The sequence below is a fragment of the Vibrio caribbeanicus ATCC BAA-2122 genome, from assembly GCF_000165125.1.
Lineage (GTDB): Bacteria > Pseudomonadota > Gammaproteobacteria > Enterobacterales > Vibrionaceae > Vibrio > Vibrio caribbeanicus.
This window is the reverse complement of sequence record NZ_AEIU01000069.1, coordinates 1-15,339: the sequence shown is the minus strand read 5'-3', so window position 1 is coordinate 15,339 and position 15,339 is coordinate 1. Positions and strand designations below refer to the sequence as shown.

Below are 15,339 nucleotides of genomic sequence, written 5' to 3'. Positions count from 1 at the left end.
CTACATACTCCAGCACTTTTTAGATTTTGGTAATTCTGAATTTGAAATCAAAGTAACATTGTCATTTTCCGAAAGACTAGACCATCGTAATCTCTGTTGAAAAGGCAACACGTTTGGCTTAAAAGAAATGCCACCTAACCGACTCACCAATAGCTTCTGAGAACTATTGGCGAGAGACTCTGAAATCTCTAATGTGACCATTTCATCCCGTGCTGAAAGTATTGAAATTTGGCTAGAATTACTTACCAAATACCGTCCAGTACCGCCAAGTTCTCCTTGTTCGTGACTCACCATAGTTAAAATCTTTTGATTACCTCCCAAACTCGAAATCGATTTCTCCAACATCGCAATGGTCATTGTTTGCTCTGACCTGGATAGAGTCGAAAAATGATCACCCTGTAAAAAAACAATTGGCCGATCGAGTTTTACCGCTACTTCTATGGCTGTTTTTAATGTCTTGTTAAGGCGTGGAAAACCATTTTGTTGTTCGATAAGACTGCTGCTGATCAACATTACAGAATTTGGATATTGACTCAAATGTTCTCCAAGTACCCGTGTATTTATCTTTACATTGCTCAAGACACCAGATGTACTACTGAAAGCGCTACCGATATCAGATGATGGCATTTCGGCAGGAACGGAGGCATAGCTAATCATATTACCTGGCCAATACATATCTCGCGTATCAGCCTCTAATTCAAGGGATAGGTGATATTCAGATACCGCTTTTTCTGATTTTAAAAGCGCAATATTTGTGCGCACACGTTTGTAATCAGCTTTTGACACCGTTTTATTTATTCTTGCCTCATCCCAGATTTGTAACAGGCTTTCTCGACGTTCAATCGATTGACGCCGAGTAGCCGTTAGTTCTTTGGGCTTGGTGACACTTTTTTGATAAGACAGCCCTGTCGCTTCAAACTCACGCAACATCAAATTGAATTCAACCATATCTCCTTGTTCAAATTCCTCGCCAATATGATTCACCCCTTGCTGAGGTGCGCGATGACGTATCCTCTGACTTCCGACAGGCAATCCACCACTCAAGTAGTCTCTGGCATGGATAAGCTCATGTCCCAACGCAACTGCTGGCTCAATTGCTCTTGAACTTCCGGGAATCAATACTGTATTTTCGATATCAAAATATATAACGCTTGGTACACCCAAACCGTTGGATTGGTGCGGCGCAAAATCAAAATGGGATATAAGTGGCTCGGTAACAAACCGCTTTCCTCCCGATGGTGGTCTGATAACAACATGAATATTTTCTATTGCTTGTAGGGAACTTCGCGTATCCGAAAATGCCAATGCTCGGGGTTTAGTGGGTAAAGAGATTGGTTGATAAGAAGATACTTGGCCTATGATCGCTTTACCAGTACGAGTTCGTTTCAACTGTTCAATTAGACGTGCAATACCAAGAATATAATCTTCTGAATGTGTTTGAACAAAAACCCCTTTTTCGACTTTAAATAGGTAACCTTCTGGACTACCAATATCAATGATATTTTTACCATCTGGGGGACCGTAGTATATGGAAGCCAATGGTATTGGTAGAAAAGAAAACCAAAGAATAATACTAAAAAATATTTTTTTCATTACAAATCTTAATAAAATAGTTATTGTTTGTATAATTTACAATTGAAATTTACATTCTTAATTTCAAAGCAAAGATGATTTATAAATCGATAATCCACTTAATACAAATTTCAATAAAATGAGATTCTGATTATATTCAATCTTCTATCACATAGAAAAACATAATAATACTGTTTTATAGATTTTATTTTTTTTAGTGACAGAGAACAAATAAATAGACCAATAAAATAAAAATAATAAAATAAAAGGTAAGATTTAACCCGATAAAAATACAGATAAGATTTATATATAATCTTCATAAAATAATATAATAACAATAAAACCAAAAATTATTAATAGCAATTTTCTAGGCGAGTTATTAGGTGGTTTATTAAAAATTAATTCATAAGGTTTTTTATGTTTATAATATTATTACTTACAATACTATGTTCTATTTCTACTCTTGGTTTCTCTCAAGTTACTTATATATACTGCGGTAAAGAGGATGCATCTGATTGGTACTGGTACGAAGATGATAGTGGTAATTATGTCGAAGTTCCGGGGTTCTGGTTACTTTTACCAGTAACCGATGAAAGTAGTGATCAGAATTTACTTCGCACCCCTTTTCAGGTCGAACTATCAACACTCATCAACCTCAATATTCGTTGTCGAGAAGGCTATATTCCTCAACCAGGACGATGGGTAACATCAGACTGGTCTAGATTTCTCGTCAATAATCCAGATGGTACACGAATTCTTCTTCCTGGATACGAAAATGTCTACATATCTGAGAACATGGTTAGGTTAAGAGACATTCGGGTTTATTAAGGAAGATATCATGAAAAACTTATTATTCTCTTTAATGCTTTTAGCGTTTAGTAACGTGTGCTCAGCTTCTAATACATTTATCTATTGTGGAAAGGACGATGGTAGTGATTGGTACTGGTACACTGATGAAAATAATGAATATATCCAATTGGAAGGTAGTTGGATGAACTTTGAATCGTCTGTAAATACACAAGCATTATATACGACATTTCTTATAACAGAGGCAAATTGGAGAAATATTAGTGTTGCATGTATTAATGGATATCACGCTCAACCCGGAGATCATTCTAATTCTGCTTGGTCTGTTTTTACCGTTCTTAAAGAGGATGGCCACTATAATACGATGAATGGTTACAAGACTCTTTTTGAAAAAGGTACTCTTAGGGCTCTAACTCTAACCCGAGTTTAATAGCAAGGTTAGCAATTTAATTGCTAACCTTCTAAATATTAAATATAAATTCAAAATATGAAAAAAATTGTTTTAATTATTGCTTTTATATCATTAAAAGTGAGTGCGAATTCACTTCCTGACAATCTTCGCAGCTTTATTTTAGATAGTTCACTTGGCCAGTTTCATTATGGACTAACTGACGCTGAGTCAGACACGCTTATTCAGTACCAGCTTCAATTGGCAACGTCTTGTATAAGGGGCATACAAACTTGTGAAGGGACAATGCGTTCGATTGAAATGATTGCTCAAGAGCCAATTACTTCAACACACCTACAAACTGCCATCGTTCTCTACATCACGGAATCAAAACGTCTGTTAGGTAGTGATGTTGAGCTTTTTACCTCAGTGACAGTACCACTTGCTTTTATAAAAGTAAGGTATGAGCTGCTAAAGCAGAAAAAGCTCAAACAAGTATTAGATTATAATAGCGGCCATACCCCTATAGATTACAAGGGTGTCGATAGGCTATTACTTAATGACAAGCAGTGGAATATCCCTGAATTTAACGAATTCTATGATTTAAGTCATCGTTTATCACGGGCGTTTATCGACCTCTTTACAGCTTTTGTCGAACAGAGAATGGCGCAAGGAGATGCAAGACGATCTATGTTAGCTTTGCTCGACAATATCTTTAAGGACATCCTCAACAATCACAGCAATGTTTTAATCGAGGATCAAAGTGCCACGACATTTATCGTTGAGCACTATAGTAATCGTCACAACAATAGAGAATATAGCGAATTATCTGCAATAGATTATATCATGCACGACGTTATCGAAATCGATGGCCTAGAAAGTCATAGAATTGCTTTCCCTTTACCCTTTTATAACGATATCGCTCGTTTCCTACTTAACTTTCGTATCTATTTTCATCAGAATGAACACGAATTCACGGTAAATCAATTCAATGCTAAAAGCTTAGATTTATTAGAACAATTAACTGTTGGTGATGACATTGCAAAAAATATTTACCGTAAAGCCATCACTCCTAACCTACGCCGATTATTTAATTCAACGATTAAGCTACTGACCACACAAGGTGAAATTAGTCAGCTTTCAGAATCAGCGGTGAGTATGAAAGGTCTAATTTCAGACAACTTTAAAACTCTTAATTATGGTAAAACATTCGCAGTTGGCACAGTTATCAGCTCGGTGCTAAGTAAAGTACCCACTGTTATTCTTGGAGAGATACAGCGTCATGGCTGTCAATCTGATGATTGGGTTTTACCCTCGCCCTTTAATATGTTACTCGAAGATAAATGTGTGTTTACACCTTCATTCAAGCCACTTCGTTTTCCAATCACGGTCTCAACTACCTATTCAGTGCAAGATAACCATGATTACACAATCGAATTAGAACACTTACCCACGAGCCAGGTACTCTTTACAAAAAGTGTCGGGAACGGAGAAGAAATCAAGCTCAATTTATCAACACTTATTTCTTTTAGGCTCAATGATTTGGTTCTCAACATTTCTAATAGCTTAACAGGACTCAATCTTGCTAAAGTACAACTTTCAGAAGTAGCTTTTCAAGGAAGGTTTGCAGGTGTGATAAAAAACCAGCGGTTCTACTTTGTTGAGAAGCTCAATGAAGCTAAATTTTTAGTAACACGAGCTGATGAATATGGCTGCCCCCTTTACCCCTATACCGAAGCTCAACAGAAAAGATGTCTGAATCATAAACTTTTTGAACAGGGCTATGATGATACTCCTGATTATTTTTACAAAAACATGAAGGTATTAAACTTCGCCCAGCCAAATAATGTCCGTTCACTAGACCAATACCTTGTCGATATAGAACTTAAGCGTGAGCAAGAAAGAATCGATCAACTCATACGCCAGCACAGACATAAAGCACTCGTTGATGCAAGAAACTGGCTACTGTACGGAATTGTTCCCAAACCCTGAAGAATAAGGTTACAAAACTACAAAGAACGTTGACGCTTTACGAGCCACTTATCTAAGTGATTGGCAAAATTCTGACGATCAGCTTGGCTTAGTGGAGGAGGCCCACCCGTTTGAACACCACTACTACGCATCGTATCCATAAAGTCTCGAATATTGAGTCGAGACTTTATATTTTCTTTTGTATAAAGTTCACCACGAGGGCTCAAGGCATGCCCACCTTTGGTTATCACCTCGTCGGCAAGAGGAATATCACTGGTAATGACGAGATCATGTTCTGAGCAGCGTTTAACAATCTCATTATCTGCAACATCAAAACCGGACTGAACTTGCAACATAGTTATCTTGACCGAGGCCGGTGTGCGAATGTACTGATTAGCGACCAGCGTCACTTCAACACCAGTACGTTGAGAGGCTCGAAATAAAATATCACGAACAACAACTGGGCAAGCGTCCGCATCAACCCAAATTTTCAATGTCTCATACCTTTAATTCTATAATTTTGCCCAGTATACCTATAAGTAACCTCAAGATGCTAGGTTAAGTGAGAATGGCTTGCTTTACAGGCAAGGCAACGATTTCATCGTCAGATAACTTGGTAAGAGCTCATCCGCTGCGTTATTTTCCTTGAACTCAACACTGTGGTATCGCTCTGAATCCTGCATTTTGAAGTCACTTGGGTATATATACCTAAGTAATCTCGAGAGGATAGGTTAAGGCATTTAAATCAACCAATAAACAGCCATCCCCCAACAAGCATCATAAGGCTTCCCGCAATACGATTTAAAATACGCACATTTTTTCCACGACTAAGTAATGCGGTTAGCCCTTTACCACCAAGCGCATACAGAGACATGCAAATAAATTCGAACAGTAGGATAACGGCAACCAGCATAATCAGTTGTGGAGTAATGTCGAGACTATTATCAATAAAAGGTGGTAGCAAAGAAATCATAAAAGCCCATCCTTTAGGATTCGCAATCGCTGTAACGAAACCCTGTAGGACTAGCTCCTTACGTTCAATCTCTCCAGAGGTCTCATCGCCCGCATTAAGAGCAAGCTTTCCTTTCGAACGCCACATCTGAATGCCCAGATAAATAAGATAAACCCCACCAATAAACTTTAATGTAAGAAACAACCATGGAAATTGCACCATTACAGCTGCGATGCCAATGACCGCAGTGATCGCAACCAAAGCAACACCAGCAAGTTCTCCCAACATCATCCATAGTGTTTTTCTGTAACCAATACTCATACCAAGCGTCAATGCCAGAGTCATACACATACCCGGTGTAATAGAAACGAGAAAGAACGTTGGAATAAATATTCCCAGCATAGCGGTATTCATAAAAGTTAGTCGCAGTATCTGAATCAATGAGTACAAATCTATCAATAAATTCAACAAAACTAAAGGTTGACTAGTTATTCATCTACCGTGTGTCTATGAGATCGATACGTATTAATCGCACAATCTTTCAGTGTTCATGAAGTAAACAAAACAGACACCACAAGGTTAACCAATGAAACAAAAAGAAAAATCAATGTTCAATTAAGGTTAAAATATCGTTACTTCTCTGCCTTTTTTGTTGATAATGATCACATCTATTCACGCAATGTCCGATTTTAATTTCTTCTTTACTAGCTCGCCTGATAACCTCCTTTCGGCCTTGAAGTGACCTCAAGGTGCATAACTATTAAGGAGTGTTCACCATGAATACCAAGAAACCGATGTCGCTTACTGGCCGAGTTATTTTCGGCATGGTAGCAGGTATCTTGACGGGCTTTGCTATACGCAGCCTTTTTGCTGACAATGGATTTGTCGATGCATACATTGTAAATGGATTGTTTGAAGTTGGCGGAAAGATATTCGTTGCCAGTTTGAAAATGCTGGTCGTGCCACTTGTTTTCGTCTCATTAGTATGCGGTACAAGTTCGTTAAAGGATCTTTCGACACTCGGTAGAATGGGGGGTAAAACACTTGCATTCTATATTGCTACGACAGCGATTGCGATCAGCCTAGCACTCCTTATGGGGTCTCTTTTTCAACCCGGTTCTGGCGCCGACTTGACTGCTGCTAGCTCCTTTCAGTCAGCACAAGCACCGTCCTTGGGACAAGTCATCATTGGTATGTTCCCAACAAATCCTATCAATGCAATGGCAGAGGGAAAAACACTTCAAGTAATTGTTTTTGCCGTTCTATTTGGTATTGCCATCAGTGCCGCGGGTAAACCGGGAGAGAGAATTGCATCCTTCTTCTCTGATCTCAACGACGTGATAATGAAGCTTGTTGCAATTTTGATGCATTTAGCTCCCTACGGTGTCTTCTTTTTGATGGCAAAGCTGTTCACAGGTCTTGGCCTGGACGCTATTTTTAATCTAGCCGAATACTTCCTTGTATTATCGGGTACATTGCTTTTACATGGCTTAGTCACATACAGCTTAATGCTCAAAGGTTTCACTGGACTTAATCCAGTCACTTTCATCAAAAAGATGAAAGATGCCATTATGTTTGCTTTTTCAACAGCATCTTCAAATGCAACCATTCCAGTCACTATGGAAACAGCAAAAAACCGAATGGGTGTGGATAACCGAGTCTCGTCTTTCACTGTTCCTCTGGGCGCAACAGTGAATATGGACGGTACCGCTATAATGCAGGGGGTTGCAACAGCATTCATCGCCCAAGCATACAATATTGATCTCAGCATGGCTGATTATATGATGGTCATTCTCACGGCCACGCTTGCTTCTATTGGTACAGCGGGTGTACCTGGGGTTGGTCTAATAATGTTAGCCATGGTATTGAATCAAGTTGGTCTACCACTTGAAGGAATAGCGCTCATCATGGGTGTCGATCGTCTGCTGGACATGATTAGAACAGCGGTCAATATTACAGGTGACAGTGCGGTAACCATCATTGTTGCTAAATCTGAGGGGGCTCTTGATGAAGATAAATTCAATGACCCACTGGCGGGAAGTAAAGAAGAATCAGTAGCACTCAAACAAACAGAAGCCTAATTTGACAATTAGCTCCATTATAAAAAGGGTCTCATATCAAGGCCCTTTTTATATTCCGATCTATACTAAAAGTATTAGAAAAGTGATGAGCAACCGCTAACAATTGACACAGATCAAATCTACCTCACATATCACTATTTGATTCAGCCCTAAACTATCAAGCCGTTGTTAAACCGATTTCTCAAAGGATTGATCAAATGAAGTTGCAGTGGTCTCTTTTTCTTACTCTGTTAATACTCCCTTTTTCTTCACATTCTAGTTCTATAAACTCCGAGCTTACCCTAACTAATTCGACCGTTGGTTATACCGCACTTATTATCTTTGCCATCGCCTATGCATTAGTGATGCTTGAAGAATATTTACAATTGCGTAAATCAAAGCCTGTACTTTTAGCTGCGGGAATTATCTGGGCCATGTTGGGCTATGTATATTCCCAAAATGGTCAAATTGATGTCGCTAAAGCTGCTCTCGACCATAATCTATTGGAATATGCTGAGTTATTACTTTTTTTACTCGTAGCGATGACCTACATCAATGCCATGGAAGAAAGGCGTCTATTTGATGCGCTACAAGCATGGATGGTAGGTAAAGGCTTTAGTTTTCGTAGCCTATTTTGGCTTACTGGTATTCTTGCCTTTTTTATCTCTCCGATTGCGGATAACTTAACAACGGCTTTGCTTATGTGTGCAGTTGTGATGAAAGTAGCAGGTGATAACAGCCGTTTTATTAATATAGCCTGTATAAACATCGTCATCGCAGCTAATGCTGGTGGTGCATTTAGTCCATTTGGAGATATTACCACGCTAATGGTATGGCAAGCTGGGCATGTATCTTTTGCGCAATTTATGCCTTTATTCATTCCGTCTGTCGTCAGCTATGTACTTCCCGCACTGATCATGTCTCGTTTCGTACCAAATACCCACCCAAATGTTGTGCACCACAATGTCGAGCTTAAACGAGGAGCAAGGCGAATCGTGGCGCTCTTCATTCTCACCATCTCCACTGCTGTTGCGTTCCATGCTGTTATGCATTTCCCACCCGTCGTGGGAATGATGATGGGACTTGCTTACTTACAATTATTCGGTTTTTTCCTAAGAAAAACACTCAAAGCTTCTCTGAGGAAGAAAGCATCTATCGCCATTGAAAAAGGTGATGAAAATGCACTAAAACGTCTGGGTTCAGTGGTACCTTTTGACGTATTTCGTCGCGTCTCTCATGCTGAATGGGATACTCTTTTGTTTTTCTATGGGGTGGTCATGTGTGTCGGTGGCTTGAGTCTACTTGGTTACCTTGGCATGGTATCTGAAGTCATGTACACCCAGTGGAACCCCATATGGGCTAATGTAATGGTAGGTATTCTCTCAGCTATCGTCGACAATATTCCGGTCATGTTCGCTGTATTGACAATGGATCCTAGCATGAGTATGGGAAACTGGCTATTGGTCACTCTCACGGCCGGGGTTGGAGGCAGTCTACTATCAATTGGTTCTGCCGCTGGTGTTGCTCTAATGGGAGCAGCACATGGAAAATACACCTTCTTCGGGCACCTAAAGTGGATGCCTGTCATCGCACTGGGCTATGCAGCAAGTATTGGGGTTCACTTGATGCTGAACAAAGGACTATTCACCTGAGGAATCATTCTCATCGGGAATAAAATTTCTTTTAAGCCAGATACTTGAAAGGCGATACTTGGCGCATATATTGCATGTAAGGAGCTCCTCCATGCCATGTATGCGCATGACGATATCTTCTCTTGTCACAAGTGAGCTACTGGCCATTTGAATGGTGACGTAATTATCATCAACATGAAAGGGCTTAATCATCTTTTCCCCGCCCTCTTTCAGGATAATAACCTTGGCGCCTTTGAATTCCATTGTGTCGCCATTGTATTCATTTTCGAACATTCCTTCGAAAGAATACGTTTCTTGGTCTAGCACCCGCTCTACAATTGTAGCCTCAGGCTCGCCTCCATCGTCAGAGCAAGCGAATAGTCCAACTGCTGAGAGCAGAACTAAAATAATAGATTTGTTAGTCCAATGCTTTACCATTAATAAGTGCCTTTCCCTTTTCAAGAACGAGGAGTTTTTCCTTGTTCTCAACGCCCCCTGCATAGCCAGTTAACTTACCACTTTTACCAATGACTCTGTGACAAGGAACTATGATTGAAATTGGATTTTTCCCATTGGCTGCTCCTACAGCTCTAACTGCCTTGGGGTTACCGATTGCGTTCGCAACATCTTGATAACTCCACACACTACCATACGGTATACTCCTTAATATAGACCATACTGCCAATTGAAAGTCCGTTCCTACTACCGCTATGGGGATATCAAAATGCTGGCGTTCTCCCGACAAATACTCTTTTAACTGTCTGATTGTCATACTAAGTATAGGATCATTTTGGCAATAACGACCAAGGTCTTTTGGTTGTGTGGTATGCTTCTCAAACCAGACACCCAAAAGTCCAAGAGTGTTGGCTTGTATCGTAATCTCGCCAATTGAAGACATAAATCGTGTATATACTAAACTCATTGGTGACTCCAACAATGAAATGTGGCGTAGCTTCCCCATGGAGAAACACTTTTCGTGGATAACTGATTGAAAATCTTGAGCGACTTTTTCACCACCAGATCTTCAGCTAAAAAACAATTTGGTTCAGATAACCCTCTTAAACGGACATAATTGACTGTCCACGGACCGATACCTTTAAGCTCTGTCCATGTTAAAGGATCTGAGTCTGGATTCTTTGAAATATGAGTAGCAAATCTTGTTAATGTATCCTTGCGACTCTGAGGCATTCGTAAAAAAGACAGATCTGCATTGGCCACTTCCTTAGCGGTAGGAAAATGGAGCTTCTGTTTTGAGGTTAATGTTTGGGTTAATAGATTAAGCTGTGAGATCGCTGCTTTTACAGATACTTGCTGCCCTAGAATGGCTCTCACTCCCGCTTCCCAACAATCCCAAACACCTGGGATACGAAGCCCAAGAGATTGGATCAAATTCGGTTCAAGTTCAGACAAGTGTTGTTCCACAACTTCAATATCACAATCTAAATCAAACATCCGTTTTAATTTTACAGTTAAAGGCTTTAGTAACCTCAAATCATCCAGTTGAAACTTAACTCTGAGTACTCCCTTTGGTAAATAGCGTGCCGAGAACCAGCCTCGTTGGCCATTCAGAATAAAATACCTTTCATAACAATTTGCTGTCACCCTTTCTAAGCCAACTACTGCTCTAGCTCGATAAAAATCCAACATGCTTGGCCAATCTATTTCTCCGTTCACAGTAATATCAATGTAATGCTCAGCCGTTTTTGAGGGAGAGGACTCACGAAAGTGTGTTGGAGGAAGATTCATTGCTTTTACAAATGCATCATTAAAGCGTCGTAAACTATTAAAACCACTCGCTAACGCAATGTCAGTGATGGATAGTTGAGTTGAATGTAGTAGCTGCTTTGCAAATAAGATTTGATTGTAGATCGCATATTTTTTAGGTGACATGCCCAAATAGCGGCTAAATAATTCTCTTAGATAGCGATCAGAAATACCCAGCCGCTCTGATAGACAGGGGATCCCTTGGTGGTGTAAGGATCCATTATCTATAAGAGTCAGAGCTCGTTGAAAAGTTGCTTCAACGCCCCTCCAAGCAGGTGAATAAGGAGCCGACTCAGGACGGCACCGCAAACATGGACGATAACCTGCATCGAAGGCCGCTATTTTATTAAAAAAGTATTCAACATTATTTTCATTAGGTAGTCTTGCTGGGCAAATAGGACGACAAAAAATACCGGTTGTTTTTACCGCAACGAAGAACTGACCATCAAAGCGACGATCTCTCGATAGCCTTGCCTTACGACATTCTTCTCTATCCAAAACCGTAGGCTGCATCGCTTTTCCCATATTCCCATATCTATAACTTCAATCAGTTTATACTTACTGAACAAGGTTTCTCGCCATTTTCGGAACTGTACTCTTTTCATGTGCAATCGTAAGCGACAAAATATGTCAGCTATTTGGCGCTCGGAAAGCTAATTCTCATTACTGATTTCGATGAGTACACAGAAATATACTTCAGTTAATAGTGCATACTAATTGTTCAGATTTAACCCAGCCCCCCTAGTCACTATCACTTGCGAGCTCCGCACTTTGTTGAAGACTGAATGCTGTGACGGGGTCGATGGATTGAGCGAGCTCTTCAACCTGAGCAATAGCATCAATAGACGAGCTCGCTCGACGATAACTCAGATAGATAGGACGATACCAATTCTCTACATTCTCAACTAAGCAAAGTTGTCCTGTCTCTAAGAAAGGTGACACCATAGGAGCTGGCAAATAGGCGCTCCCGCCCTTTTCAAGAACAAAATCTAGTGCAATTCTCGCCGTCGATGTACGAAGGTAAGGCGCAGGAATTTTCGGATGACGCTCAGCATGCTCCGAAGCAAACTTTGTTCCCCAATCAACATAAACATATTGTTTATCAAACACTGTCTCCAAGGAATCGTCCTGAGTTGAGACCAATACCAGCACAACATCAGCCACTTTTTTACAACACAACTCATCTGCCTTGATCTGATCAAAAGCAAAAGCCATGTCGAGAGTTCGCTCTTGTAAGCTCCGCGTTAGGGTTTCTCTTCCCATGATTTCAGCCATGAAGCCATAACCAGAGAACTTATCAGTCACTAAGCTTAAGCAATGTTGGAGATAAACATCCCAAACACCAGCCGTTCCACCGAGCGTCAATTGTAATGCCTTACCACTCTCTAACGACAATTCTAGTTTGGCTTGCTGAAGCGTACTAACCATGATCTCGGCGTAGGCAATTAACCTCTCTCCGGAGGATGTAAGCTTGATATTATTTCTGTCTCGAATGAAAAGTTGAGTATCAAAGTAACTCTCGAGTTGCTTAATACGCGCACTCACTGCTGCCTGCGTGATGTATAGGTTTTCAGCCGCTTTGCCAAAATGCCTGACTTGTGCCAGCTCGAGGAAGGTTTTAAAGACTTTTACGTCCATCAATTTACTCACTGCAAATGATAAGAATGTACACCAAAAAAAGATAATCTCATCAAAATATCTACTAAACGTTATCTAAGTTTAATAAAACTTTTAGATGATTAGGATAAAAATATTTCGTTTTATTTCTATAGCAATCCCAACTATTTTCAACCCAGTTCTATTGATGAGGCAACTGTAATGTCAGACACCGAATTTCGTCATGGCAAAAAACGTTTTTATGATAACTTGAAGTTTCCAAGAGGTTTTGCCAAATCTGGTCACTTCACCCTTGCAGAAGAAGAAATGCTTGTACTTTTCGGCGATACAATGAGTGGATTAGAGTTAGGACAATTGACTCCAGAAACCAAGGAGGAGATTCACTTTGTTAAGGTTCTGAAACAGCCGGGAAAAGCAAAGTCAAAGTTAGAGCGGGTATGGCTAAAATACATAAAACTAGCACGCGACCGCCGGCGGATACACGTGTTAGCGTCTAATGGCAATTCAAAAAATACAGAGCCTTATGAAGACTATAGCGATAGCGCAGATATTATGATGGATTGATGCTAGTAGGGCAAAATTGCCCTACTCAACAAGAGCGTCCAATTTCTTTAAGAAACTATCGCGAAGATGTTCTTGCTCATAGTCCAAATGGTATGTGTTGTGGAAGCCAACCTGAAGTTCGACACCATTTCCCCTCATATAAACATTGTAACCATCGTAGTCAGAAAACGCTTCAACACCTTCGTAGATACGCCCGATCTCGGTAGGAGAACCCTTTTCCATTATAATTTCAAAGGCTTGGAGAATTTTAGTTGGATTAAGTTCGTTTTTCATTGCGATTCCTCACTCAAACTTAGCCTAGTTTACACACTATCTACTATACGTAACTTTGGTAAGATTTGATTCCCCAATCATAAAAAAGATCACACTAAGAACAAATCATTGTGCTCATTCTATTTATCATAGCGGATTACTAATTATCTGATTGGTAATGACTAATGAGCACCTCTTGATTACTTAGATATATGTATTTTATTGCGCCTTTAGCAATAATTTGTCTTTACATTACTCCGTTATCAGGTAGTATAAGGCTCGCTCTGCAATTCAGAGTTATTAGTGAAACAGCAAGTCAAAAGTAAATTCTTAGTATTCCGCGTTACCGTTGTTATCCTCAGTGTTTCCCTTAGCTTCATCGTTACATTTAATAGTTCGATTTTTCAGCGCATTAAATTTTAAACACATTTAAGAGGGACACACTATGTCTAACAAAACTAACGGTACTGTAAAATGGTTCAACGAAGAGAAAGGATTTGGTTTCATCACTCCTGAAAACGGTGGTGCTGACGTATTCGTTCACTTCCGTGCAATCGCTTCAGAAGGTTTCAAAACTCTAAAAGAAGGCCAACAGGTTTCTTTTGAAGTTGAACAAGGTCAAAAAGGACCACAAGCTGCAAACGTTGTTGCTGCTTAAGAAGTCTTGATACAAGTGGTGTCAATTGTCACCACTTGTATTCTCAACTTAAAAAACTACTGACCCTATAGAACACCAACCCTTACTCCTTCTGTAGTCTCTCTACCCTTAGTAACATTCTCTTGACTGTCCTGTGTCGACTTTAAGTCACACCTAATCTCAAATTTTACAAGGTCTTTATTATGGCACGTTCAAACGGCCGAAAGCGTATTTGGTTTTATTCCCAACGTAACAACAAATTTATCAAAGGTGATTAATGATTATATCTTTTACTATTTTTAAAACTGCCCAACAATGGGAGAGCAAACTGCATCAATTAAACAGTGACGTGTTACGAAAAAACGTCCAAATAAAAGGTGGAATGGGTTATGTTACCCCCAGTTTCACTTATTGTGAAGAAAGTGAAACCGGGCAGATATCTGACCCTCACGGTGAAATGATTGGTGAATTTAGTATACTCCCATCATAACAAACCGATCTAGCTTCTAAGTCTTGTCATTTATCTTTACCACATAAGATCGTCTGGAACGACAAAATCCGCGTAAGGATCATCCTCTTCAACTTGGTCTTCTACTTTGGAGTTTTGTTCGATAATCGTATCATTATCACGCAGCATTATTTTTTTCGCTACGCTGGTCGGAATAATGACATAGGTCTCTTCATAACGTGCTATTGACAAAATTCCTTTAGCCAGCTGTGACTGAATAAGTGGCTCAACATACATAGATTTAACCATGGTACCATCGGTAAAATTGTATTTAATATCACCATCATTCTGAGCTATCCGGTTCATGTCAATCAGTTGTTTCACCTGAGCTTGAATTTCCTTATTAAGGCGTTTTTCTTTCTGCTCAGTACTCAGAACTTGATCTTTTTCTTGCTGTGCTCGCTTATTTTCCTCGACTGCTTCTTTAACTTCACGAGCTTGCATTCGAGATTTTTTGGAGCCTTTTTTCGCCTTTTTTAAGTTTTTTTTCATTCACTAAGCCAGCTTTAAGCATTTGTTCTTGGAGAGTCAGTTTAGCCATTTTTTTTCCGACCGTATTAATGTGTACGTATTTTAGCGTTTTCATTCGTTCAAATAAAGTTGGTCTATAACCTTA

At 39.8% G+C, this 15,339-nt stretch carries 16 protein-coding genes and 1 pseudogene; 8 read left to right on the top strand and 9 right to left on the bottom strand.

Translation table 11 applies throughout. The features are described 5' to 3' along the window. The gene (locus tag RH40_RS08795) at positions 1 to 1,593 is read right to left on the bottom strand and encodes a type III secretion system effector protein (RefSeq protein ID WP_009601100.1); all 1,593 of its coding nucleotides are present in this window, start codon (positions 1,591 to 1,593) and stop codon (positions 1 to 3) included. 396 nt (positions 1,594 to 1,989) lie between these two features. Between RH40_RS08795 and RH40_RS08790 the strand changes: the two genes are divergently transcribed. From RH40_RS08790 to RH40_RS08780, 3 genes are read left to right on the top strand one after another with little or no spacing between them, the layout of a single operon-like run. Then, positions 1,990 to 2,400: a hypothetical protein gene (locus RH40_RS08790; protein WP_009601098.1), complete on the top strand. Its 411-nt coding sequence runs from the start codon at positions 1,990 to 1,992 to the stop codon at positions 2,398 to 2,400. Between the two features lie 10 nt (positions 2,401 to 2,410). Continuing rightward, on the top strand, positions 2,411 to 2,809 hold the full coding sequence (locus RH40_RS08785; RefSeq protein WP_009601097.1) for a hypothetical protein: 399 nt from the start codon (positions 2,411 to 2,413) through the stop codon (positions 2,807 to 2,809). Positions 2,810 to 2,866: 57 nt separating this feature from the next. Continuing rightward, complete coding sequence (locus RH40_RS08780; RefSeq protein WP_009601096.1) at positions 2,867 to 4,759, top strand: hypothetical protein; 1,893 nt, start codon at positions 2,867 to 2,869, stop codon at positions 4,757 to 4,759. Between the two features lie 17 nt (positions 4,760 to 4,776). Here the strand turns inward: RH40_RS08780 and RH40_RS08775 are convergent, their stop codons facing one another. Together RH40_RS08775 and RH40_RS08770 are read right to left on the bottom strand one after the other, a co-directional pair. After that, positions 4,777 to 5,232, bottom strand: a complete 456-nt coding sequence (locus RH40_RS08775) for a YaiI/YqxD family protein (protein WP_009601095.1) — start codon at positions 5,230 to 5,232, stop codon at positions 4,777 to 4,779. A gap of 251 nt (positions 5,233 to 5,483) precedes the next feature. Beyond that, entirely contained in the window at positions 5,484 to 6,104 is a 621-nt protein-coding gene (locus tag RH40_RS08770) for a LysE family translocator (protein ID WP_039954483.1), read from the bottom strand. Positions 6,105 to 6,466: 362 nt separating this feature from the next. Here RH40_RS08770 and RH40_RS08765 point away from each other — a divergent pair, with 362 nt between their 5' ends. Beyond that, positions 6,467 to 7,771: a dicarboxylate/amino acid:cation symporter gene (locus RH40_RS08765; protein WP_009601093.1), complete on the top strand. Its 1,305-nt coding sequence runs from the start codon at positions 6,467 to 6,469 to the stop codon at positions 7,769 to 7,771. A 197-nt stretch (positions 7,772 to 7,968) separates the two neighbouring features. Then, positions 7,969 to 9,402 (top strand): sodium:proton antiporter NhaD, encoded by a 1,434-nt coding sequence (nhaD, locus tag RH40_RS08760; RefSeq protein ID WP_009601092.1) that lies wholly within the window; start codon positions 7,969 to 7,971, stop codon positions 9,400 to 9,402. Here nhaD and RH40_RS08755 read toward each other — a convergent pair. The 4 genes from RH40_RS08755 to RH40_RS08740 form a co-directional block, all read right to left on the bottom strand. Beyond that, entirely contained in the window at positions 9,391 to 9,819 is a 429-nt protein-coding gene (locus tag RH40_RS08755; RefSeq protein WP_009601091.1) for a lipoprotein, read from the bottom strand. The genes nhaD and RH40_RS08755 overlap by 12 nt on opposite strands. Further along, the gene (locus tag RH40_RS08750) at positions 9,800 to 10,303 is read right to left on the bottom strand and encodes a methylated-DNA--[protein]-cysteine S-methyltransferase (protein WP_009601090.1); all 504 of its coding nucleotides are present in this window, start codon (positions 10,301 to 10,303) and stop codon (positions 9,800 to 9,802) included. Before RH40_RS08750 ends, RH40_RS08755 begins: the two co-directional genes overlap by 20 nt. Then, positions 10,300 to 11,658: a DNA-3-methyladenine glycosylase 2 family protein gene (locus RH40_RS08745; RefSeq protein ID WP_039954507.1), complete on the bottom strand. Its 1,359-nt coding sequence runs from the start codon at positions 11,656 to 11,658 to the stop codon at positions 10,300 to 10,302. Before RH40_RS08745 ends, RH40_RS08750 begins: the two co-directional genes overlap by 4 nt. A gap of 228 nt (positions 11,659 to 11,886) precedes the next feature. Next, a complete protein-coding gene (locus tag RH40_RS08740) occupies positions 11,887 to 12,783 on the bottom strand; it encodes a LysR family transcriptional regulator (protein WP_009601088.1) in 897 nt (298 codons plus the stop codon). Between the two features lie 180 nt (positions 12,784 to 12,963). On the opposite strand from RH40_RS08740, the gene RH40_RS08735 reads away from it, so the two are divergent. Next, positions 12,964 to 13,326 carry a MaoP family protein gene (locus RH40_RS08735; protein WP_009601087.1) on the top strand — a complete coding sequence of 121 codons (363 nt, stop codon included), beginning with the start codon at positions 12,964 to 12,966 and terminating at the stop codon, positions 13,324 to 13,326. Between the two features lie 21 nt (positions 13,327 to 13,347). On the opposite strand, the gene RH40_RS08730 is transcribed toward RH40_RS08735, so the two are convergent. Next, the gene (locus RH40_RS08730) at positions 13,348 to 13,599 is read right to left on the bottom strand and encodes a DUF3081 domain-containing protein (RefSeq protein WP_009601086.1); all 252 of its coding nucleotides are present in this window, start codon (positions 13,597 to 13,599) and stop codon (positions 13,348 to 13,350) included. Positions 13,600 to 14,023: 424 nt separating this feature from the next. Here RH40_RS08730 and cspE point away from each other — a divergent pair, with 424 nt between their 5' ends. Both cspE and RH40_RS08720 read left to right on the top strand, forming a co-directional pair. Further along, a complete protein-coding gene (gene cspE / locus RH40_RS08725) occupies positions 14,024 to 14,236 on the top strand; it encodes a transcription antiterminator/RNA stability regulator CspE (protein ID WP_009601085.1) in 213 nt (70 codons plus the stop codon). 256 nt (positions 14,237 to 14,492) lie between these two features. Further along, positions 14,493 to 14,705 (top strand): hypothetical protein, encoded by a 213-nt coding sequence (locus tag RH40_RS08720; protein ID WP_009601084.1) that lies wholly within the window; start codon positions 14,493 to 14,495, stop codon positions 14,703 to 14,705. A 36-nt stretch (positions 14,706 to 14,741) separates the two neighbouring features. Here RH40_RS08720 and RH40_RS08715 read toward each other — a convergent pair. Further along, positions 14,742 to 15,264 (bottom strand): annotated as a pseudogene (locus RH40_RS08715) (DUF2058 domain-containing protein). Between the last annotated feature and the right edge of the window lie 75 nt (positions 15,265 to 15,339).